The sequence below is a fragment of the Nocardia sp. NPDC056100 genome, assembly GCF_042266325.1.
Classification (GTDB): domain Bacteria; phylum Actinomycetota; class Actinomycetes; order Mycobacteriales; family Mycobacteriaceae; genus Nocardia.
The window spans coordinates 1333219-1355481 of record NZ_JBHJVY010000004.1; the positions used below are offsets into that span (position 1 = coordinate 1333219).

20 protein-coding genes are annotated in these 22263 nt (G+C 67.0%); 9 read left to right on the forward strand and 11 right to left on the reverse strand.

Features of this window, described 5'->3' with window-relative positions; translation table 11 throughout:
• Positions 1–28 precede the first annotated feature (28 nt).
• From ACFC0O_RS36490 to ACFC0O_RS36505, 4 genes are all read left to right on the forward strand, one after another.
• On the forward strand, positions 29–469 hold the full coding sequence (locus ACFC0O_RS36490) for a MarR family winged helix-turn-helix transcriptional regulator (protein ID WP_375966271.1): 441 nt from the start codon (positions 29–31) through the stop codon (positions 467–469).
• Positions 470–597: 128 nt separating this feature from the next.
• Positions 598–1266: a VC0807 family protein gene (locus ACFC0O_RS36495; protein WP_375966273.1), complete on the forward strand. Its 669-nt coding sequence runs from the start codon at positions 598–600 to the stop codon at positions 1264–1266.
• Between the two features lie 115 nt (positions 1267–1381).
• Positions 1382–1870, forward strand: a complete 489-nt coding sequence (locus ACFC0O_RS36500) for a VOC family protein (RefSeq protein WP_375966276.1) — start codon at positions 1382–1384, stop codon at positions 1868–1870.
• A complete protein-coding gene (locus ACFC0O_RS36505; protein ID WP_375966278.1) occupies positions 1867–3324 on the forward strand; it encodes an FAD-binding protein in 1458 nt (485 codons plus the stop codon). The genes ACFC0O_RS36500 and ACFC0O_RS36505 overlap by 4 nt, the downstream gene beginning before the upstream one ends.
• On the opposite strand, the gene ACFC0O_RS36510 is transcribed toward ACFC0O_RS36505, so the two are convergent.
• Positions 3300–5897: a DUF4132 domain-containing protein gene (locus ACFC0O_RS36510; RefSeq protein WP_375966281.1), complete on the reverse strand. Its 2598-nt coding sequence runs from the start codon at positions 5895–5897 to the stop codon at positions 3300–3302. The two genes, ACFC0O_RS36505 and ACFC0O_RS36510, sit on opposite strands and share 25 nt — an antisense overlap.
• A gap of 200 nt (positions 5898–6097) precedes the next feature.
• Here ACFC0O_RS36510 and ACFC0O_RS36515 point away from each other — a divergent pair, with 200 nt between their 5' ends.
• On the forward strand, positions 6098–8239 hold the full coding sequence (locus ACFC0O_RS36515) for a prolyl oligopeptidase family protein (RefSeq protein ID WP_375966284.1): 2142 nt from the start codon (positions 6098–6100) through the stop codon (positions 8237–8239).
• Positions 8240–8255: 16 nt separating this feature from the next.
• On the opposite strand, the gene ACFC0O_RS36520 is transcribed toward ACFC0O_RS36515, so the two are convergent.
• Both ACFC0O_RS36520 and ACFC0O_RS36525 read right to left on the reverse strand, forming a co-directional pair.
• The gene (locus tag ACFC0O_RS36520; protein WP_364639013.1) at positions 8256–8891 is read right to left on the reverse strand and encodes a TetR/AcrR family transcriptional regulator; all 636 of its coding nucleotides are present in this window, start codon (positions 8889–8891) and stop codon (positions 8256–8258) included.
• A 107-nt stretch (positions 8892–8998) separates the two neighbouring features.
• Complete coding sequence (locus ACFC0O_RS36525; RefSeq protein ID WP_375966288.1) at positions 8999–9592, reverse strand: TetR/AcrR family transcriptional regulator; 594 nt, start codon at positions 9590–9592, stop codon at positions 8999–9001.
• 114 nt (positions 9593–9706) lie between these two features.
• Here ACFC0O_RS36525 and ACFC0O_RS36530 point away from each other — a divergent pair, with 114 nt between their 5' ends.
• The 3 genes from ACFC0O_RS36530 to ACFC0O_RS36540 all read left to right on the forward strand — a co-directional run bounded on the left by ACFC0O_RS36530 (position 9707) and on the right by ACFC0O_RS36540 (position 12590).
• Positions 9707–11047: a DUF3533 domain-containing protein gene (locus ACFC0O_RS36530; RefSeq protein WP_375966291.1), complete on the forward strand. Its 1341-nt coding sequence runs from the start codon at positions 9707–9709 to the stop codon at positions 11045–11047.
• A 5-nt stretch (positions 11048–11052) separates the two neighbouring features.
• Positions 11053–11745, forward strand: a complete 693-nt coding sequence (locus tag ACFC0O_RS36535; RefSeq protein ID WP_375966293.1) for a CDGSH iron-sulfur domain-containing protein — start codon at positions 11053–11055, stop codon at positions 11743–11745.
• A 161-nt stretch (positions 11746–11906) separates the two neighbouring features.
• Positions 11907–12590 (forward strand): GAF and ANTAR domain-containing protein, encoded by a 684-nt coding sequence (locus tag ACFC0O_RS36540; RefSeq protein ID WP_375966296.1) that lies wholly within the window; start codon positions 11907–11909, stop codon positions 12588–12590.
• Between the two features lie 14 nt (positions 12591–12604).
• Here the strand turns inward: ACFC0O_RS36540 and ACFC0O_RS36545 are convergent, their stop codons facing one another.
• From ACFC0O_RS36545 to ACFC0O_RS36575, 7 genes are all read right to left on the reverse strand, one after another.
• Positions 12605–14155: an MFS transporter gene (locus tag ACFC0O_RS36545; RefSeq protein WP_375966299.1), complete on the reverse strand. Its 1551-nt coding sequence runs from the start codon at positions 14153–14155 to the stop codon at positions 12605–12607.
• 90 nt (positions 14156–14245) lie between these two features.
• Positions 14246–14659: a large conductance mechanosensitive channel protein MscL gene (gene mscL / locus ACFC0O_RS36550; protein WP_375966302.1), complete on the reverse strand. Its 414-nt coding sequence runs from the start codon at positions 14657–14659 to the stop codon at positions 14246–14248.
• Between the two features lie 132 nt (positions 14660–14791).
• The gene (locus ACFC0O_RS36555) at positions 14792–16351 is read right to left on the reverse strand and encodes a BCCT family transporter (RefSeq protein ID WP_375966305.1); all 1560 of its coding nucleotides are present in this window, start codon (positions 16349–16351) and stop codon (positions 14792–14794) included.
• Between the two features lie 97 nt (positions 16352–16448).
• Entirely contained in the window at positions 16449–16778 is a 330-nt protein-coding gene (locus ACFC0O_RS36560; RefSeq protein ID WP_375966308.1) for a hypothetical protein, read from the reverse strand.
• Positions 16779–16789: 11 nt separating this feature from the next.
• Positions 16790–16984, reverse strand: coding sequence for a hypothetical protein (locus ACFC0O_RS36565; protein ID WP_364638988.1), 195 nt, complete (start codon positions 16982–16984; stop codon positions 16790–16792).
• A gap of 108 nt (positions 16985–17092) precedes the next feature.
• A complete protein-coding gene (locus tag ACFC0O_RS36570) occupies positions 17093–18391 on the reverse strand; it encodes a D-arabinono-1,4-lactone oxidase (protein WP_375966310.1) in 1299 nt (432 codons plus the stop codon).
• Positions 18392–18424: 33 nt separating this feature from the next.
• Positions 18425–19099, reverse strand: coding sequence for a TetR/AcrR family transcriptional regulator (locus ACFC0O_RS36575; protein ID WP_375966312.1), 675 nt, complete (start codon positions 19097–19099; stop codon positions 18425–18427).
• A gap of 117 nt (positions 19100–19216) precedes the next feature.
• Between ACFC0O_RS36575 and ACFC0O_RS36580 the strand changes: the two genes are divergently transcribed.
• Positions 19217–20722 (forward strand): MFS transporter, encoded by a 1506-nt coding sequence (locus tag ACFC0O_RS36580; protein ID WP_364638980.1) that lies wholly within the window; start codon positions 19217–19219, stop codon positions 20720–20722.
• Positions 20723–20806: 84 nt separating this feature from the next.
• Here ACFC0O_RS36580 and ACFC0O_RS36585 read toward each other — a convergent pair whose 3' ends face one another.
• Positions 20807–21979 carry a lipase family protein gene (locus ACFC0O_RS36585; protein WP_375966315.1) on the reverse strand — a complete coding sequence of 391 codons (1173 nt, stop codon included), beginning with the start codon at positions 21977–21979 and terminating at the stop codon, positions 20807–20809.
• Positions 21980–22263 lie beyond the last annotated feature (284 nt).

The following is a 22263-nucleotide window of genomic DNA, read 5'->3' on the forward strand; positions in this document are numbered from 1 at the left end:
ACCATACGGCGTTGTATATAGTGCTGGAGTGGACAATAGCACTGCGCCCGCCGCACTGGAGGAGTTGGCGCGACTGGTGCGCCTGGCCGCACAGGAATTGGATCGCGCCATCGCGGCCTGTATCGGTGAGAACTCGGTCGGCCGCTGGCATGTGCTGGCCGCGGTCGCCGACGGCGAAGGCCGTTCCATGTCGCAGCTCGCCGAGGCCACCCTGCTCACCGGGGCCAGCCTGACCAGGCTCATCGACGCCATGATCAACGACAATCTGGTGCACCGCCGGGTCGACGACACCGACCGCCGCCGCGTACTGGTCTTCCCCACCCGGCGCGGTCTGGTCAGCTACCAGGTCATGACAACAGCCATCGCGGACAGCGGCCTGGATCTGCTCGCCTCCGGCAGCCCGCGCCTGCCCAAGGCGCTGACCAGCCTCATCGGGCATATTCGCGAGGCCGAGTCCGCGCACGCCTGACCTTTTCACGGTCACGGGCATGACAGTTGTCATGCCGGGGTCGTGATGGTTGGCAGATCTGCCGGGGTCCGAATCTCCGTAGCGTCATTTCCCGTAGCGCACAGTCGAAGCCACAGGGGAGCAACGTTATGACCGCCATCGACACCACCACGACCACCGCACCGAACTCGGCCCAGGGCCCGGCCATGCGACGCATGCTCGCCCCGATCGCCCGGGATATCGCGATTCCGATGGCGGCCTACTTCCTGCTGCACTGGCTGGGGTACTCCGATTTCGTCGCGCTGCTGGGCGGTGCGGTGGCCTCGGCGGCGACCGTGCTCATTCCGGCCGTCAAGGCGCGCAAGCTGGATCCCATCGCCGTCATCGTGCTCATCGGCTTCGTCGTCGGCCTGGTCGGCTCGCTGATCAGCGGCGACCCGCGGATCATGATCGTCCGCGACTCCTTCGGCACCGCCGCCATCGGCCTGGCGTTCCTGGTCAGCGCACTGATCGGCAAGCCGCTCACCTATGCCGCGGTGCGCAAGGCGCTGGCCGGCGCGCCGGAGAAGCTGGCCGCGGTGGAGCACGCCTTCGAGACCAACCCGACCGCCCGGCGCACCCACATCAACATCGCCCTGCTCTGGGGCGCGGGACTTTTCGGCGAGGCCGCGGTGCGCGTCGTGCTCGCTTACCAGCTGCCGATCAGCACCATGGTGTGGCTGTCCACCGTGCTCATGGTCTCGGTCATCACCGTGCTCATGGTGATCACCGCCCGCACCATCAAGACGATGCGCAAGGCCATCGCGCAGACTGCATGATCGCACCGATTTCGGAAGGCCCGGTCCCATGGACCGGGCCTTCGTTCTTGTCCGGGTCGCCCCGGCGGATTCGGGTTAGGCTCCGAAGAAGTGGCACGGAGGAGTGAATACGACAATGCTGTCGATAGGACCGATAACCCAGATCGCCTGGGTCGTCACGGATGTGGCGCGGAGCGAGGAGTTCCTGGGCGCGACGCTCGGCGCGGGCAAGTGGACGCGCATGCCGGATATCCACTTCGGCCCGGACACCTGCGTCTACCGGGGTGAGCCCGCGGATTTCACCGCGCACATCTCCCTCGCCTACAACGGGGATATGCAGTACGAGCTGATCCAGCCCGTCCGCGGCGCGTCCATCTACACCGAATTCCTGGAGCGCGGCGGACCGGGCCTGCATCACGTCTGCGCCGAACCCGCCGATTTCGACGCCGCGCTGAAAGACGCCGCGGCACAGGGCATCGACGTGCTGCAGCAGGGCACCATGGGCGGTGAGATGCGCTTCGCCTACCTCGACGGCGCGGACGCCGGGGTGCCCTATATCGAACTCGCCGAGGTGGGGGCGAATATGCGGAAGTTCTTCGAACAGATCAAGAAGGGTGCGCTGTGAGCACGAGAGCGCCGGAAGTCGTTGCGCTGGAATCGGTGACCGAGTGGACCGCCGAATATGACGTGGTGGTAGCCGGATTCGGCATCGCCGGTGGCTGCGCCGCGGTCGAGGCCGCCGCGCGCGGTGCGCGGGTGCTGATCCTGGAACGCGCCGCCGTGGCCGGCGGCACCACCGCGCTGGCCGGTGGGCACTTCTACCTCGGCGGCGGCACCGCGGTGCAAAAGGCCACCGGACAACAGGATTCGGCCGAGGAGATGTACAAGTACCTGCTCTCGGTGGCGCGCGAACCGGAACCGGAGAAGATCCGCGCCTACTGCGACGGCAGCATCGAGCATTTCGACTGGCTCGAGGGGCTCGGCTTCCAATTCGAGCGCAGCTACTACCCGGAGAAGGCGGTCATCCAGCCCGGCACCCAGGGCCTGATGTACACCGGCAACGAGAAGGTGTGGCCGCACCGCGATCAGGCCGTACCCGCGCCGCGCGGACATAAGGTGCCGGTGCCCGGCGATACCCAGGGCGCGGCCATGGTGATCGAACTGCTGGTGAAGCGGGCGGCGGCGCTGGGCGTTGAGGTCTGGTACGAGACCGGGGTGACCGATCTGGTCGCCGACGCCGAGGGTGGCATTGTCGGCGTGCGCTGGCGGCGGCCCGGCGAAACCGGTGCGGTGAAAGCGAATTCGGTGGTCCTGGCCACCGGCGGCTTCGTCATGAACGCGGAGATGGTCGCCGAGAACGTGCCGTGGCTGGCCGAGAAGCCGTTCGTGCTCGGCACCACCTATGACGACGGGACCGGTCTGCGCCTGGGCCTGGCGGCGGGCGGCACCGCCCGGAATATGGACCAGGCGTTCGTGACCGCGCCGGTGTACCCGCCATCGATCCTGCTCACCGGACTCGTGGTGAACAAGGAGGGCAAGCGCTTCGTCGCCGAGGACTCATACCATTCGCGCACCTCCGCGTTCGTGCTCGAACAGCCCGGCGCGGCAGCGTATCTGATCGTCGACTCCGAACATATGGAACGCCCGATGTTCCCGCTCGCCCCGTTCATCGACGGCTGGGAGACCGTCGAGGAAATGGCCGAAGCGCTCGGAATCCCTTATGCGGCACTGCAAGCCACCCTCGACCGGTACAACGAGCATGCCGCGCGCGGCGAGGATCCGGACTTCCACAAGTACCCGGATTGGCTCGCCCCGCAGGACAAAGGCCCGTGGGCGGCATTCGACCTGACCCTGGGCAAGGCCCTGTACGCGGGCTTCACCCTGGGCGGACTGCACACCTCCGTGGACGGAGAAGTGCTGCACGAGAACGGATCACCCATTCCCGGCCTGTACGCGGCGGGCGCGACCGCGGCGACCCTGGCCCAGGACGGCAAGGGTTACTCCAGCGGCACCCAGCTCGGCGCGGGATCGTTCTTCGGCCGCCGCGCCGGGGCTCACGCGGCCAATCGCTCCAGCTGACGCAGTAGTTCGGAGGCGGTGAGCGCGTCCAGCTCGCCGAACTCACCGCCTTCGCACAGCACCGAGACGATGAGCTGTTCCTCGGCCTCGTAGCTGTAGCCGCCGTGAATGCCCGGACTCACATTGACCACGACCTGCCGGTTCACCCCGAACCGGTGGGACAGCGTGGAATACCCCAGCTCCCAGCCGCGCTGGCGCAGGCCGTACAGCTTGCCGGTCGGCACCTTGCGATCGACGAAGCGCGGCAATTCCTTCCCGGCCGCCTCCTGCGGGGTGAACCGGTACACCGGCCGCTCCAGCTGTTCGAACGGTTGCAGCAGTTCGTAATCGGTGAACACCTCCCGCCAGCGCGTCAGATCATCGCCGAGGTGCAGCGGATGCGCGATGCCGACCAGCGCGTCCACCGGTAGTTCGAGGCGTTCGTCCTCGCTATCGGCCAGGGTGCCGTCCTGATCGACCCGGAACGATCCGCTCACCGTGCCGTCGGCGGCGAAGATCGCCCACACCAGCCGTCGCGCCAGCTGACCCAGCACCGGATGCTCGATGATCATGGCGCGCTGCGCGGGCGCGCGCCAGCGGCGGCCGTCCACCATGGCGGCCTCGAAACGCCGCAGCTGATCGGTGGTGACCGTTTTGAGCTCCTTCGCGAAATCGCGGAAGGATTGATAGGCCACCGGCGCGAGCTCGGGATCATCGGCCGCGGCGGGTTTGGGCATGCTGTGCAGGGATCGGCCCCCGGCCGAAATGCTCGGCCGCAGTTCATGATCCAGGCCGACCTCGAACTCGCGCGGTCCGTAGTTCAGTCGCAGCGTGCTGTCCGGGGACAGGCCAAGATGCGGGACGACCCGATCGGCCAGCTCCTCCTCGCCCAGGCCGAGCCGTTCGGCGATGGCCGCCACCTGCTTCTCGGCCTCGGTGCGCAGGCTGTCGTATTTGGTCTTCCCGGCGATGGAATGCAGGTGCATGAGCGCGATCTCACCGCCGATGGCGGCCAGCACCCGCAGTCCCTCCACCGCCCGCGCACTGCCGGACTTACCCGGCCAGGCAGTGATATACGGGACCAGGCGGCGCGCGGTGTCGTCATTGCCGGTGAGCGCGAGCGCGTGCAGCACCCAGCCGTTCTTGGCCGGATAGGCCGCCAGCTGCCAGGCATCGAAGATGGCCCAGGTGAATTCGGCCAGCGCGGCCGGTTCGACGGCCGCGATCACCTCGGCGACCCCGGGGTGATCGTCATCGGCGGCGGACGCGATCAGCATCGTAATGAACCGTGTGGCAGCGATATCCGGCAACGCGGTATCGGTCTCGCGCAGCCGGAGCTGCGGTAGGAGGGTGGGCACCAGCCATTTCGGCGGTTTCGGAGCCTTCTTGGGCGGTGCGCCGGTGAGCGCGGGCGGCAGCGCGGCGGTATCGGCGTCGGGCAGCCGCTTGTTGATCTCGAGCAGCGGAAGCGCTTGCACCACAGCGTATTCGGCGATCAGATCCGGATACGCCGCCGCGTGCAACCGCAATGTCCGGACCACCAGCGGGGTGGCCAGTTCGGCGGCCTGACGGGACAGCAGCCGCATGGCCCGGCGCGGATAGCGGGCAGAAGCCTTGTCCAGTGCGGCGGCAACGTGTTTGTTGTCGATCCGATTCAGCAGCGCCTGATAGGCGGCATCGGTCGGCACGTGGGACAGCATGCCGGACAGTGTTTTGATATCCGCGGTCCAATTATTGCCCGCCGCCCAGTCGAACTGTTGCAGGATCATCGGCACCGCGGCGGGTCCGACCTGGGTCAGCATGCTGAACTTCTGCGAGTCCGGGCTGTACACCGGTGGGCCGGTGACCTCCAGGAAGCGGTCGAGCTGGGCTCCGGTGGTCAGGCACGAGGACAGCATGGTGCGCGCCCGGCTGCGCGGATTCCGGCCATCGGCCGCGAGATCGGTATCCAGCCACTCCTGTTGATCGGGAACCAGATAGGTGCACGCCAGCCGCGCCCACACCGTGCCGGGATCCTCGCGAAGTTCCGAAAGGCGTTGCACCACAGCCTGATACTCGTCGTCCGGGACGCTCGCGAGATGCGCCCGAAGACTCTGCGCCAGATAGTCGAAACCGATCAGATTGGGATCGTCGGGCGCGGCGAGCTCCAGCACCGCGGCCAGCCAGCCCTCGCTGGACCGTCGGCGATCCACCACGATGCCACGACTCCACACCACGGTCTCGGCCGCGAAGACCGGTCCGTGCCGCTGAATCCAGCTGTCCAGGAAGTGATCCCGCATCTCGATGCGCTCGGACTCGCGATGCCGCAGGTCGTAATCCGCCAGCGCCCACACCACCGCCGCCGCCAACGGTGTGATCGGGGCATCCGGCGCTTGGATGTACCCCGTGGCCGCCACCACGGCCGCGCCGAATTCGCCCTCCGGCGGCACCTCCAGCCAGGACCGGACCCGCGGGCTGTACCGCCCCAGCAGCGCGGCCAGCCGCCCCGTCGCATCGGCCGGGATCTCCCGGGCCCCCACCGTGTTCCGCCCCCGGAACGGTTCCGCCTTCGCCCGCCATTGCGCGGGAACGGACCATTCGTCCTCTGTCGTCATAACACCCTCTCCACCGCGCTGTCCCGGCCCGGCACCCGGCACCGATCTTGCCGCGCACCACCGACAACTCCTGCCGCGCACCACCGGCAATCTCGATATGGCGGGGGCGATCGGCCCGGTGAAAGTGTCGGCTGAGCACGGTAGTCTGCCCTTCGACGCTTCGCCCGGGGCGGGCGCATGATCATGAAACGGGGGGATTCATGGCTCGTGCAGGAAGATTCGTGGCCGGTGCGGGCGGGAACCGAATCGGCCGGCGAGCCGCGATAGTCGTGATGATCGCCGTGGTCGTCACGGGCTGCGCCGGATCCGGGAGCTCGGGGGACGAGTTCCGCTGGCTGGAGGAGCTGGATTCGCCCCGGGTGCAGTCCTGGGTCGCGTCCGAGAACGCCAAGACACTCGGGGTGCTGGAGAAGGATCCGCGATACGCGGACAATCTCGCACAGGCCAAGGCCCTCGCCAATGCCCCGGATCGGCTCCCCGCGCCCGAGTTCCGGGACGGCGCCATCGGCAATTTCTGGCAGGACGGTGACCATCAGCGCGGAATCTGGCGCGAGACCACCCTCGCCGATTACGAAGCGCCGCAACCGCAGTGGAAGACCGTGCTCGATCTGGACGCGCTGGCCGCCGCCGAGGGGCGCAATTGGGTGTGGGAGGGCATGACCTGCGCACCCAATCGGGGTACGCGCTGCCTGGTGAGTCTGTCCGAAGGCGGTGAGGACGCGGTCACGGTGCGCGAATTCGACCGCAGCACCGGGCAATTCGTGCCGAACGGGTTCAGCCTCGAGCGCGGTAAGCAGTACGTCGCGTGGGCGGACGATGACACGCTGCTGATCTCGCGGGAATGGCAGCCGGGGGAGAAGACCGCCTCGAGCTATCCGTACATCGTCAAGAGCTGGCAGCGCGGGCAGCCGCTGGATCAGGCCGCCGAGGTGCTGCGCGGTGATCCCGCCGACGGGCTCGGCACCGCACCGCAGGTGCTGGACGGCGGTGACGGGCATCGGGTCAGCATGGTGGTGCGCCGCCCCTCGTTCTTCGAGGCGCAGTTCAACCTGCTCGTGAACGGCAAACCCGTGCGCCTGGCGCTGCCGCCGAAATCCGAGGTGGCGGGCATGGTCGGCACTCGGGTGCTGGTCCAGCTGAAGGACGACTGGACCACGGGCGGTGCGACATTCCAGTCCGGTTCGCTCATCTCCCTCGACGCCGATGAGATGGCGCGGCATCCGGACGATCTGCGGGCCAAGGTGGTGTACATCCCCGGTCCGCAGGAGGCGTTCCAATCGGTCATGACCACGCGCGGGCATGCGGTGGTGACCTCGCTGTACGACGTGAAGGGCCGTGCCACCGTCTACACCCCGCAGCCGGACGGCTCATGGACGAGCGCCCCGGTGCCCCTGCCCGATAACGCGACCGTCTATGGCGTGGACGCGGATTCGCGCGGTGAGACTGCCTACCTCTCGGTCACCTCACTGCTCACGCCCTCCACGCTGTGGAGTCTGGATGCCGCGAGCGGCCGCCTGGCTCCGGTGAAATCCGCACCGGCGCGGTTCGATTCGTCCCGCTTCGTGGTTGAGCAGCTGAAGGCCGACTCCGCGGACGGCACCAAGGTGCCGTACTTCATCGTGCACGCGGCCGATATGAAATACGACGGCAGCACCCCGACCATCGTGTACGCCTACGGCGGGTTCGGGCTGTCATCCACGCCCGGCTACAACGGGCTGCTGGGCAAATCCTGGCTGGAGAAGGGCGGGGCGTACGTCATCGCCAATATTCGCGGTGGCGGCGAATACGGTCCGGCCTGGCATGAGGCGGCACTGAAGACCAAGCGGCAGAAGGCTTTCGATGATTTCGCCGCGGTGGCGGACGATCTCATCGCCCGGAATATCAGCACGCCACGGCATCTCGGGATCCAGGGCGGCTCCAATGGCGGACTGCTCATGGGCGTGGAGTTCACCCAGCATCCGGAACTGTGGAGCGCGGTGGACATTCAGATACCGCTGCTGGATATGGAGCGGTACGAGCAGATCGCGGCGGGCGCGTCCTGGGTGGGTGAGTACGGGTCCATGTCGGTCCCCGAGGAGCGTGCCTTCCTCGAATCCATCTCGCCCTACGCGCGATTGAAGTCCGGGGTGAAGTATCCGGAGCCGTTCGTCTGGACGACCAGCAAGGACGACCGCGTCGGACCGCAGCACGCGCGCAAATTCGCCGCCCGGCTAGCCGCGCTGGGTGACCCGTATTTCTTCTACGAGGCCACCCAGGGCGGGCACGGCGCGGGCGCGAACAATGACGAGAAGGCGCACACCAGCGCCCTCGAGTACACCTACTTCATGCGGCAGCTGATGTAGGGGCCCGCATGCGGATCTAGGGCTCGTCCCGGATGATCAGCGAAACCGCAATGGGGACAAGCATGTCCACCAGTTCGCTGACCGGCGGGCGCGGATCGGACAGCAGCCATTCGTGCGCCAGGCCGTTGACCGCGCCGATCAGGGCGCTGCCCGCCATCTCCGGATTGCCGCGAATGCGGGCCCCCGGTCCGGCGAGCGGTTCCAGCGCGCGGCGGATGACCAGTGTCCAGGCGTGCCTGCGGGCGCGGCGGTGCTCCTCCATGGCCTGGCTGACCCCGACCACCTCCACGAAGGCGACCTTGGCCCGATGCGGGTCCGAGCCGACCGAACCGAGAAAGGCGGAGAGCACCAGGGTGACGGTGTCGATCGGATCCGGATCCGGCCCGAGCGTGGCCAGGGCCGCGGCGAGCGCGGCCGTGGCCTCGTCCTGAATCTGGTCGTAGGCCGCGACGAGGACATCCTCGCGGGTGGTGAACTCCTCGTAGAACTGCCTTTTGGAGAGTCCGGCGGCGGCGCAGACGTCGGCCAGGGAACAGTTGGCATAGCCGCGCTCGCCGAAGATCTGGATGGCGGCATCGAGAAACCGCTGCCGCCGTTCGGCTTTGCGCTCGGTGACGGCGCGCCCGCCGTACTGCCTGCCCGCGATGGTCACTGCCCGGCTCCGGTTGTCACTGCCTGCCCTGGGGTTGTCACTGCCCGCCTTCGATTGTCGTCGTTCGCGGTGGTCCGCACCAAAGGTAACGGTGCCACGCCGGTTCTTCAGCGACGGGGACGCAAACCGTCCAACATGTGGGTCACGGTCTCTTCAAATAGGCCGTCGGCATCCTCGGCGGCCACGAAACCCGAACCGACGAATGTGGCGAGCCCCTGCAGTGCGGCCATGGCCGACAGGCAGATTCGCCGTGGATCGCCCGCCACCACCTCACCGCGCTCCTGCCCGTCGGTGATCATGGCGAACGGCATGGCCAGGGCCTGCGCCACCGCGGCCTGGATCGCCGGGGTCTGCCGCTGCTTGCGCGCGAACATCACGGCCAGCAGTTCCGGATTGTCGATGGCGAAGCGCAGATATTCGCGCGCCACCGCGGTGATCCGCTCCAGCAGCGTGCCGCCGTCCGCGGCCTGCTCGAACGAGGCCCCCAGCCGTTCGAATCCGGCGACCGCGAGCGCGTCGAGCAGCGCCTGCTTATCCCGGAAATGCCTGCTCGGCGCGGCATGACTGACCCCGGTATCGCGGGCCAGCTGCCGTAGCGACAGACCGTCGACCCCGGAACGGCGCAGCAGCGACTCGGCGCGGCGCAGAAGTTCGGCCCGCAGGTCGCCGTGGTGATAGGAGCGCGAACTGGCTATGGACATGGTGCTTGCAGGATATAGGACACATCGGCCGATGTTGGCATTGACTACTTTGTTGTCAGTGCCTACATTTGGCGAAGACTTTCAGAGCGTGTACGTATCGAATGGAGTGAGCCAGTGCCGAAAGATCCCGCGCCCTCGGCGATTCCGGCCGCCACCAAGCCCGGTGTGCCGCTGCGCGGCTGGATCGCGCCCGTCTTCGTGATCACGCTGCTCGCCGCACTGCTGGGCACCATGTACCTCGGGTACACCTCGGACCCGGAGAAGAACCTGCACGATTTCCCGATCGCGCTGGTCAACCAGGACGACGGCGACATCCTCGACGGCAAGCCGGTCAATGTCGGCGATCAGATCGCCGAGGCCCTCATCGCCCAGATCCCGGCCGACAAGATCGACCTGCACGTGGTCGGCATCAGCGAATCACAGCGACTGCTGGCCGACGGCAAGGTCTACGGCGAGATCGTCATCCCCAGCGATTTCAGCAAGCGGCTGAGCATTCTGGCCACCGCCTCGGTGGTGCCCGGCGATGTGGAACGCCCGGTGATCACCGTGCACACCAATCCACGCGCCAGCACCTACGCCTCCTCGATCGTGCAGCGCATCACCGATAAGGCCATGGCGCAGGTCAATTCGACCGTCGGCACCCAGCTCACCGAGCAGGTCAGGGCGAAACTCGCACCCGCGCCGGGCGCGGCCCCGACCGAATTGAGCGGTGCCGCGCGACTGCAATTGGCCAAACCCATCGATGTGGTGGTGAGCCCGTACCACCCGCTGCCCGAGGGCACCGGTCAGGGTTTGTCGGCCTTCTTCTACACCCTGATCCTGCTGTTCGTCGGCTTCAGCGGGGCCATGATCATTCACGCCATGGTCGACAATGTGCTCGGCTACGTGCCCGCCGAATACGGTCCGTGGTATCGGCATATCGCACCGGTGGCCATCTCGCGCTGGCGCACGCTGCTGGTGAAATGGGCCATGGCCGCGGTGACCGCGCCGATCGCCTCGGGCGTGTTCCTGGGCATCGCCGAACTGCTGAATATGCCGATCGAGCACGCGTTCTCACTGTTCCTGTACGGCACGCTCGCCATTACCGCCGTCGCGGTGACCGGGCTGTCGGTGCTGGCCGCGTTCGGCACCGCGGGTCTGCTCATCAATATGATCGTGTTCGTGGTGCTGGGCCTGCCGTCCTCCTCGGGCAGCATCCCCATCGAGGCGACCCCGCGCTATATCGCCTTCCTGGCGAATTTCGAACCCATGCACCAGATCTACCTGGCCGTGCGGTCGCTGCTGTTCTTCGACGGGCATCTGTCGGCGGGCCTGGGCACCGGCCTGTGGATGACGATCTTCGGACTGCTGCTGGGCGTACTGCTCGGCGCGGTCGCCACCCACACCTATGACCTGCGGGGTCTGTACCGACTCGGCGTGTCGCACCGGCCCGCCGAAGCGGTGCTGGTGGAGTAACCCGTATGCAGATCCGGGTTACCGAGAACGGCCCGTACCGCGTCACCGGCGGCGTACCCCTGAGCACGCAGACCATCGTTCCCGATGCCCGGGGCGATTCGCGGGAGTGGCGCGAGGGCGATCCGGTCGCCACACCCGGCGAGAACTACAGCCTGTGCCGCTGCGGGCATTCGGCGAAGAAGCCGTTCTGCGACGGCACACACGCCAAGATCGGCTTCGACGGCACCGAAATGGCCTCGCGCGCACCGTATCTGGCGCAGGCCACCGAACAGGACGGGCCGGAGGTGACGCTCACCGACGCGCAGTCGCTGTGCGCGTTCGCCCGGTTCTGCGATGCCGACGGCCAGGTCTGGAACCTGGTCGAACAACCCGGCGACGAGGCCGCGGCGGTCACCAAACGCGAATCCGCGGACTGCCCGTCCGGCCGCCTGATCGCCTGGAATCTCGCCGAGCGCACCGCCTACGAACCCGAACTGCCCAAATCCATTGGCCTGGTGGAAGATCCGGCCAAAGAGGTGAGCGGGCCCTACTGGGTGCGCGGCGGCATCCAGGTCACCGCCGCCGACGGCACCGATTACGAGATCCGCAACCGCGTCACGCTCTGCCGCTGCGGTGAATCCCGCAACAAACCCTTCTGCGACGGCACGCACGCCGCCATCGGCTTCACCGACGCCCCCGGCGACGACCGATCGCACTGACCCGTTGCCCCGGCGTGACCTGGGCCGGATCCACTCGGTAGACGGATACTCATGCCACTGTGGGACTTTCGGCCCTTTTCGTTGCGGGACTGTGACGGGACCATGGGCGCAGGGCACCGAATTACTCCTCGCGGAACGATGAGTGTGGGGCGGTTCGAGGGATGGGTACACAGTTCGATCAGCTGACCGGGCAGTTCCTGCGGGCGGTTCGCGACGCCGGCGGCGGGCTGGCGGCGGTCTGCGACGCGTGCGTGCGGGTGCTGCCGGTGCGCCGCGCCGCCATCGTGCTGCACGAGATCGACGCGGGTATGCAACCCTGGTGCGCCAGTGACGATTTCGCCGATCAGGTGGAGCGGGCGCAGGCCACGGTGGGGGAGGGACCCGCGGTATCGGCGTCGGCGCACGGCACACCGGTGACGATCGCGGACTTCGCCTCCGTCTACGAGCGCTGGCCCGGCTTCGCCGAAGCCCTTGCGGGCGTGGCGGTCTCCGGTTCGTTGTTCGCGGTGCCGCTGCGATTGGGGCCGCTGCCGCTCGGCGCGGTGGATCTGTACCGCGACACCGTCGGCAGGCCCGGTCCGCGCCTGCTCGCGGCGGCCCTGCACATCGCGGATCTGGTGACCGCGAGCCTGGTACTCGCCTCCGGGGACGAGGCCCGGCAGTGGGCACAACCGCTGTCCAGCAGATGGATTCACCAGGCGGCGGCCATGACCAGCGGAGAACTCGGCATCGATATCGCCGACGCCTACGCCCGATTGCGCGGCTACGCCTTCATCAACAGCCTGTCCCTGGTCGAGGTCGCACACCGCGTCGTGGAACGCGAACTCCGCATCGAACCGGTGTGAGCGCCCGGGCTCGGTCAGTGCGCCGAGGTGGCGGTGAACCCGCGCGGCACCAGCACCACGGTCAGCACCGCGACCGCCCCGACCAGTCCCGCGGAAATCCACGAGGTGGTGGTGAGCGCGGAATCATAAGCGTGCTGGGCGATTTCGAGCACCTGCGCACCGGTCGTCCCGCCCACCTGATCCGCCACATACGCCGCACCGCCGACCGAACCGCGCGCGGTATCGAGCTGCTCCCCGGACAGCGGCAGATCCGTCATATGCGAGACGAACAACCGGCCGTGAATACTGCCCAGCAGCGCCACGCCCAATCCGATGCCGAGCTCGTAATTGGTCTCCTCCACCGCGCCCGCCATCCCCGCCCGCTCCGGCGGCACCGCCGAGACCAGCACCGCCGCGGCCGTGGTGATCGCCACCCCGTCGCCGATGCCCAGGCACACCAGAATCAACGCCACCAGCGGATACGTGGTGGTCGGAATGGCCGCCAGCACAATGAAACCCACGGCCAGCGCGCCCAGGCCGAAGCCCATCAGGAATCGCACCCCGACCCGTCGCAGCAGCCACGGCGTGGACAGCGAGCCCAGCAGTGTCGCGATCGCCGCGGGCACCGTGCGCAATCCGGCCTCGGACGGTGTGTAGCCGTGAATGTATTGCAGCCACAACGAGATCAGGAACAGCGCCGCACCGATGGCCAGCATGGCCAGCAGCGTCGCCAGCGCGGCGGCGGTGAACGCGCGATTGCGGAACAGCCGCACATCCAGCAGTGGATCGGGCGAGCGCAACTGGCGATACGCGAACAGTCCGAGCAGCAGCACCGACGCCACCAGGATCACCAGATCGAGCGCGGCCGGATTGCCCTTGGCCACATGCTTGATACCCCACGCCAGCGCCACGATGCCCAGCACCGACAGCAGCGCGCTGAGCCAATCCAGGCTGCCGATCTGCGGTGCCCGATATTCCGGCAGTAGCCAGATCGCCGCGGTCACCGTCACCACGACCACCGGCACATTCAGCCAGAACGCGGCCGACCATCCGAACGCCTCCACCAGATGCCCGCCCACCAGCGGGCCGATGGCCGCGCCCGCCCCCGCGACCGATGCCCAGATGCCGATGGCCTGGGTGCGCTCATGATCATCGGTGAAGATATTGCGGATCAGCGAGAGCGTGGACGGCATCACCATGGCCCCGCCGACACCGAGCAGTGCGCGCCCGGCGATGAGCTGCGCGGGCGAATGCGCCATCGCCGCGATCACCGAGGCCACGCCGAAGAGTACGAAACCCGCTATGAACAAACGCTTGCGGCCGTAGCGGTCGCCGATCGCACCGCAGGTGATGAGCAAGCCGCCGAGAACCAGGCCGTAGAGGTCGACGATCCACAGCTGTTCCATCGGACTGGGATCCATATGGTCGATCAGGGACGGCAGCGCCACATTCAGAATCGTGGCGTCCATGGCCACCAGCAGCAGGCTGCAGCACAGCACCGCGAGCATCGCCCAGCGCCCGGGCGCGGCGGGATGCTCATGATCCGGTCCAGCCTGCGACAGCTGTCGCGGCGGAATGCGGCCCACGGTCCCGCCTCCTCGTATCGAGTGCCCGGAGAACTAGCCAGCAACGCTCTGGCTAGCACCCTAGCCCCGGCCCGGGGAGGCGGTCGTGACCTACTTGTTCAGTGTTTCGCCCGTCTCGGCCTTCTGCTTGGCGAGCAGGTCGCGGATCTCGGTGAGCAGCTCCAGCTCGGTCGGATCGGCCTTGACCGCGGTCGGCTTGGACAGCCGGGCCTGCAGATGCTTCATCGGCAGAATCAGCACGAAGTACAGCACCGCGGCCACGGTCACGAAGTTGATCGCGGCGCTGATGATCGGGCCCAGCGCCACGAACGTGGACGGCTTGCTCGCCAGAATCTGGAAGCCCAGACCGAATTCGCTATTACCGCCGGCGGTCGCCAGCAGCGGCTCGATCAGCCCCTTGGTCACCGAGGTGACGATGGCGGTGAACGCGGTTCCCATGACAACCGCGACCGCGAGGTCGAGCACGTTGCCCCTCATCAGGAAGTCTTTGAAACCCTTGAGCATGATGCAGGAATATCCAATCCGAGACGAATTCGTAATCTACTGTCTCGAAGTCTAAGGGCAGGCCGCACGGCATTTCGGACAAGGCGCTGACGTTTTTGACAGTCGTCACATGGTGAGCGGTATGTGATCTGATCAGCCGCCACGCTCGGCCTTGAAGGTGCGCACCAGCGCCCAGCACATGGCGAGCATGACGACGCTGAACGGCAGCGCGATCAGGATCGCCACGGTCTGCAGGGTGGTGAGCGCGGCGGTGCCGGTACCGCTGGCCACCAGCAGCGCGATGGCCACCGCACCCTGCATCGCGGTCCAGAATGCCCGACTCCACTTGGGCGGCTCCGGATTTCCGCCCGAGGACAACATATTCACCACCAGCGCACCGGAATCCGCCGAAGTGATGAAGAACAGCACGATCACCAGCATCGCCAGTCCGGCGGTGAGGCTGCCGCCCGGCAAGGTATCGAGCATGGCGAACAGCGCGCTATCGCGATCCGGTCCGTCCGGCCCGATAAGTCCACCGCCGCCGAGCATTTCGCGATGCAGACCCGCCCCGCCGAATACCGCGAACCACACGAAGGTCAGCAGCGTCGGCACCAGCAGCACCCCGGCCACGAATTCGCGCACCGTGCGCCCGCGCGAGATTCGGGCGATGAACACACCGACGAACGGGGCCCAGGAAATCCACCAGCCCCAGTAGAAGACCGTCCACCGCTGCGTCCACGCGGTGCCGTCGGCCCCCTCGGTGGCGCCGGTGTAGAGGCTGATCTTCGGCAATTGCTGGATGTACGTGCCGATGTTCTGCACCAGATCATTGACGATGAACAGCGTCGGACCCGCCACCAGCACGTACAGCAGCAGCAATCCGGCCACCCCCATATTCGCCTGCGAGAGCAGCTTGATGCCCTTGTCCACCCCGGTCACCACCGAGATGGTGGCCAGCGCGGTGACACCGATGATCAGCACCACCTGCAAGCCCTTGCCCGGGTCATGCAGCCAGCCTTCATAATTCAGGCCCGCCGAGATCTGCAGAATGCCCAGTCCGAGCGAAGTGGCCACGCCGAACACCGTGCCGATGACCGCGACGATATCGATGACATCACCGCGCCAGCCCCGAATGCGATCGCCCACAAGCGATTCCAGCGACCAGCGAATCGACACCGGCCGTCCCTTGCGATGGATCGAATATGCGATCGCCAAGCCCACCACCACGTAGATGGCCCACGGATGAATCCCCCAGTGCAGGAATGTCTGCACCATGGCGGCATCGGCGCGCTGCGCCGAGGTCGACCCGACCCCGGGCCGCGGCTCGTCATAGTGGAACAGCGGTTCGGCCACACCCCAGAACACCAGGCCGATACCCATCCCGGCCGCGAACAGCATGGAAAGCCAAGCGCCCATGGAGTATTCGGCCTTCTCACCGTCATCGCCGAGATTGATATCGCCGAATCGCCCCAGCCCGAGCCAGATGGCGAACACCACGAACAGCGTCACGATGACGATGTAGTACCAGCCGAAACTGCCGATCACATTGTCCTGGATCGCCTTCGCCTGCCGCGCCGCCAGATCGCGAAAGATAATGGCGTACAGGGTGAATGCCGTCACCACGATGGCCGAGGGCCAGAACACCCTGGGCGCGACCGCCACTCGGTGATGGATCGGAGCCGGATCGGACGAGGGTTTGCTCGGTGCGCTCACGTGGGTGGCTCCCTGTCGAGGTGGTGCGACGGTCCGAACTCCGATGTGCGACAACCCCGATGCCGAGCGCGGCGGCTCGGCATCGGGGTTGCGGATACTACTTGCCGACCTTGTTCTTCACGGCTTCGACGATCTCGTTGACCGCCGCCATCACATCCTGGGCGGCGTGTTCCAGATTGGCGCGCACCTGTTCCAGGGTGCCCTGCATATCGTCGGTGTTTATTTTGTCGGCGAATGCCTTCGCCATATCGGCGAGGTCGGCGGCGGCGCTGCTGGCCCGGTCCGCGAGTTCGGCGGCCGCACCGCTCGCGCGCTCGGCGAGCTGTCCGGCGGCCGCCTGGGCCTTATCGGCGAATTCCCCGGCGCCGCCGCCGATATCACCGGCCACCTTTTCGGCGGAATCGCCGATATTGTCATTCGTCGGCATATTCGGTGCCCCTACTTCGCGCCGCCGCCGAGGCGTTCCTTCATTTTGTCGACGAATCCGCCGACCTTCTCCTTGACGTCATCGGTCGCGTGCTTGAGGCGGTCTTCCATATGTTCGGCCATGCCCTCGGCCTTATCCGCGGCGTCCTTGGCTGCGTCCTTGGCCTTATCGGTCGCGTCATTGACGTTGTCGTTGAAAGAAGACATCGAAACCTCCTCCGTGTGGTCGCACCCGGGTCGGGCGCGCATCCAGGACAGTCCGACGAGCAGTTCCGCAATTACAGCGATCTTTCAGCAACCGAGCATAGTGCCATTTCAGCCGATTGGACCCAGTACCCGCTCGATATACGCGTTGGTGAAACGCCCCTGCGGGTCGAAACGCTTGCGCACCTCGGCGAATTGCTCCCAGTGCGGATAGCGCTCGCTCAGCGTCTCGGCGGTCTGGAAGTGCCGCTTACCCCAGTGTGGGCGGCCGTTGTAGCGATCGAACACCGCCTCGCAGGCCCGGAAATACGGCTCGTACTCCATGCCCGTGTACTGATGCACCGCGATATAGCAGGTCTCGCGGCCGCCCGCGGGGGATAGGAAGGCGTCATCGGGCGCGACCCAGCGCACCTCGATCGGCATGGCCGTATCGAAATGGCTTGCCACCTCTTTGATCTCGCGGATCGCGTCGGCGGAGTGCTCGCGCGGGATGGCGTACTCCATCTCGGTGAAGCGGAACAGCCGCGGGCTGGCGAAGACCTTGTACGACCGCTCCACCTGCCGCCGATAGCTGCCCGCATAGGCCGCGGCCCGCTGCACGTACGGAATCAGGCGGGGCTGGGCGCGGGTGAGCTTGCACAGCGCGTCGAAGGTGTAGTTGGTGACCAGGATGTCCGAGAACCAGTCCATCGCCTTACCGCGCGGCTGTTCGGGCAGGTCGACGGTGTTATTGGCCTTGGTCATGGCCAGCGGCGAATGCGCGAACATGTAGAACTCGAAATGCTCGTTGCCGTCCACGAAGGTGTCCAGATCGGCGAGCACATCCTCCACCGGCACCGGCCGCTCCACGCCCTCGAGCACGAACGACGGCACCATCTGCAGGGTGACGGCGGTGACCACGCCGAGCGCGCCCACATTCACCCGCGCGGCGCGCCAGCCGTCCGGATCGGTCTGCTCATTGAGTTCGACGCGGCTGCCATCGGCCAGCATGAGCTCCACCGATTGCAGTGCGGCCGAGAGGTTCTGCAATTTGGCCCCGGTGCCGTGGGTGCCGGTGGCGGTCGCGCCCGCCACGGACTGCACATCGATATCGCCGAGATTGGGGAAGGCCAGGCCCATGGGGTGCAGGGCGTTGCTGGCGGCGTTGAGCGTGATGCCCGCTTCGGCGCGCACCAGCCCGTTCGCGCGGTCCACCGAGAGGATCTTGTCGAGCTTGTTCAGGCGCAGCATGGTGCCGTCGGTGAGCACGGTCTCGGTGAAGGAATGCCCCGATCCGGCGACGCGCACGGTATGCCCGTCCGCCTCCGCGCGGGCCAGCACGGCGGCGACTTCTTCGGGCGTGCCCGGCTCGGCGATAACCGCCGGAGTACAGCTCTGATCCCCGGCCCAGTTCGCCCACGAGTTGGTCATGCGACCAACTTTAAACCGCCGGTGTGAGTCTCGCTACCTTTTCCGGCCGCTGCACATCGCTTCTTTGGCCAGTTCCACCTCGTCATCGGTGAGCGGAGGCTGCGTCGGAATGATCCGCGGGACGTCGTCGCCGCGCACGCCGTTCAGCACCAGCGCCATATACCGTTGCCACACTTCGGTATTCACGGGCCGGGCGAAACCGGCGACGCCGTCGACCATGTTCACCATGGCGAAGAAATCGCCCGCCTCGATATCCGGCTGCAGCGCGCCCGCCTCCTTGGCGCGGCGGATGACCGCCTGCATTCCGGGACGCACCCGTTCCTTCATGGCGGTGAAGCGGTCCATACTGTCGTGTAGCTCCAGCACAACCTCACCGAATCCACGGTTGATGGACATGTGCCGGCAGGAGTACTCGAACAACTCCACCAGGCCCTGCCAGGGATCGGGATGGTGCAAGGCGAGCTCGACGGCCGCGGCCAGCTCGGTGACCATGGCGTCGAAGACCTCGAGAATGAGCTCCTGCTTGTTCGCGAAGCGCCGGTAGACGGTTCCGACGCCGACGCCCGCGCGTTCGGCCACATCGTCGAGGGTGACCTCGAGGCCGCGATCGGCGAAGAGTTCGCGCGCAGCGGCGATGATGCGCTGCTGATTGCGGGCCGCATCCGCCCGCAGGCGACGCGGTGGGGGCGCGGTGGTGACGTGATTCACAGCCTAATCCTAACAGGAACCGGGATTATCCGGAGGGAATCTCTCCGTTTACATGATAGCTTCGTTCAGTAAACGGAGATGGCATCTCCGCTAATCCTAGGGGACAAGGAAACCACCATGACGACAGCTCTCGAGAAAGAGAAGGCAGTAGCCGCGCCGACGACCGGAGACGGTCGCCGTGGATCACATGCCATGCGCTGGTGGGTGCTCGCCGTACTCGGCGTTGCCCAGCTGATGGTCGTACTCGATGCGACCGTCGTGAATATCGCACTCCCCGAAGCCCAGCTCGACCTCGGCTTCTCCAACGGCGACCGGCAGTGGGTCGTCACCGGATACGCCCTCGCCTTCGGCAGCCTGCTGCTGCTCGGCGGACGACTCTCCGATCTGTTCGGCCGCCGCACCACCTTCATCGTCGGCCTGATCGGCTTCGCGGCCGCCTCCGCGGTCGGTGGCGCCGCACCCTCCTTCGAGGTGCTGGTCGGTGCTCGCGTGGCCCAGGGCGTCTTCGGCGCACTGCTGGCGCCCGCCGCACTGTCGCTGCTCACCGTGACCTTCACCGAGCCCAAGGAACGCGCCAAGGCGTTCGGCATCTTCGGCGCCATCGCCGGTGCCGGCGGCGCGCTGGGTCTGCTGCTCGGCGGCGCGCTCACCGAATGGGCGTCGTGGCGCTGGGTCATGTACGTGAACCTGGTCTTCGCGGCCGTCGCACTGGTCGGCGCGATCCTGCTGCTGGCCAAGCACACCGCCACCACCCGGCCCAAGCTGGATATCCCCGGCACCCTCGCGGTGACCGCGGCGCTGTTCTCCATCGTGTACGGCTTCTCCAAGGCCGAATCCGACGGCTGGACCAACTCGGCGACGCTCGGCTTCCTGATCGGCGGCGTGGTACTGCTCGGCGTGTTCTTCGCACTGGAACAGCGGGTCGCCAATCCGCTGCTGCCGCTGCGCGTGGTGCTGGACCGCACCCGCGGCGCGTCCTACATGACCGTCTTCGCCATCGGCATCGGCATGTTCGCCATGTTCCTGTTCCTGACCTACTACATGCAGCAGCAGCTGGGTTACTCGCCGATCATCACCGGCGTGGCCTTCCTGCCCATGGTGGCGGGCATGGTCGCCTCCTCGACCACGGTGCCGTCGCTGCTGGTGCCCAAGGTCGGCCCGAAGGTGACCGTCGTCGCCGGATTCCTGATCGCCGCACTGGGTATGGCGCTGCTCACCCGGATCGGCGTGGACACCGCGTACGCCAGCCACATCCTGCCCAGCCTCATCCTGATGGGCGTCGGCCTGGGTACCGCGATGTCGACCGCCTTCATCGGCGCGACCTCCGGTGTGGAGCATGAGGACGCGGGCGTTGCCTCGGCCATGGTGAACACCAGCCAGCAGGTCGGCGGTTCCATCGGCACCGCGCTGCTGAGCACGCTGGCCGCCACCGCCCTCGGCAACTACGTCTCCGACCACGGTCCCGCGACCCCCGCGGTACTGGCCGAAGCCGCCGTGCGCAGCTACACCACCACCTTCTGGTGGGCCGCCGCGATCTTCGTGGTCGGCGCGGTGATCACCGGTTTCATCATGCCGAACAACGTACCCGTCCCCTCCGAGGGCGAACCCGTTCTGGCGCACTGAGATTCGAACCCGAATCAACGGACAGCGGCCCCGCTCACAACGACGTGAGCGGGGCCGCTTTCTACTTATCTGCCGCTGAAAACCTCAGTGGCAGTTGGATGGTGCGGGCCTGCCCGCGAAACGGTCCGCCAGGTAGCCGTAGGCGTTGATCGCGCCGGGCAGGATCGCCGTGGCGTGATCGGTGCCGGGGATGATGTCGAACTGCACCGGGGTGCCGGAGGCGCAGTAGCGTCCCGCGGTGCCGAGCGCGAGATCCAGCGGCACCTGATCATTGCCGCCGTGCCATTCGTAGACCGGGACCCGGGGCACGCCGGGGTAGATCTCCAGCGCGTTGTCGTGGAAGGCCGCGATGAGCGAGGGATCGTTCTCCATACCGCGATGGAAGACCTCGCTGATGGTGTGCCCGGCCCCGGCCGAGATGATGTCATCCACACAGGAATTCGCGATCCGGTCGCGCAGCGCGTACCCCGCCGGGGTCAGCGCGTTGTCGAGCGGCACCTGACTCGGGTACTCACGCTCCATGCCGATGGCCACCGCGAACCCCAGCCCGAACAGCGGATGCGGGACATCGCCGACCTGTATGGCGATCTTGCCCGGATTCACCGGCACCCCGCCCTGCGCGAGCCCGACGATATTCAGTTCCGGCGCGTACTCCGGGGCGAGTGCGCCCGCGAAGCCCGTCGCCATCGCCCCGCCGGAGTATCCGACCATGCCGACCGGGGAATTCCCCAGTCCCGCAGGGGCGAATCGTTCGGCCGCGCGAATGCCGTCCAGGGTGATCTGACCACCCATGCGAGCCGCGCCGTACGCACTGTCCGGGCCTAGATGGTCGGGGACCGCGACCGCCCAGCCCCTGGCCAGCAGCAGATTCAGCGCCGCCGACTCCTTGAGCCCGCCGTCGAACAGCGCATGCGACGGAGCGCACTGCAGCCCAAGCGAATTGACGAACGGCTGATACGAGACCAGCGGCTTGGGCCCCGGCCCGCCGGGCATGATCAGCGTGGTCATCGCGGCGATGGGCCCGCCCGATGAATCGGTGGAGTGGAACAGCAACTGCCATACCGTGGCGCCGGGCCACGGGGAGGGCACATTTCGCGACCGCAGCACATCGCCGGGCGCGGTCGAGCCGAGATTTCCTGGGGCGTAGTAGAACCCGTCGGGATCCGCGATCGGGTATATCGCTCCCGCGTGCGCCGCCGGTGCGGACGCCATGACGGCGATCGCCGCTGCGGCGATGCCGCAGCTCCGGACCAGCATGCTTCTGATCAACTGCCGCACCGCCAACTTGGCTCTCCTCGATACCGATGGGACAACTCCGGGCAAGCGGCACTATCCTCGCAGTTCCCGGGTGCTGTTCCGGTTCAGCAACACGCCGAAGGGCAACGGTTTAGCAAACTGAACAGGAGGGTAGTCGTCCCTATCGTCGGAACTCGTGTGCTCGACTGCTTCGCCACCTTGCGCACGTTGGCGGCGGAAGTTCGTAGACTGGCTCGAATGGGCCGGACATCTTCCGCGCCCGGCGACTTCGGGGGAGCGATGTG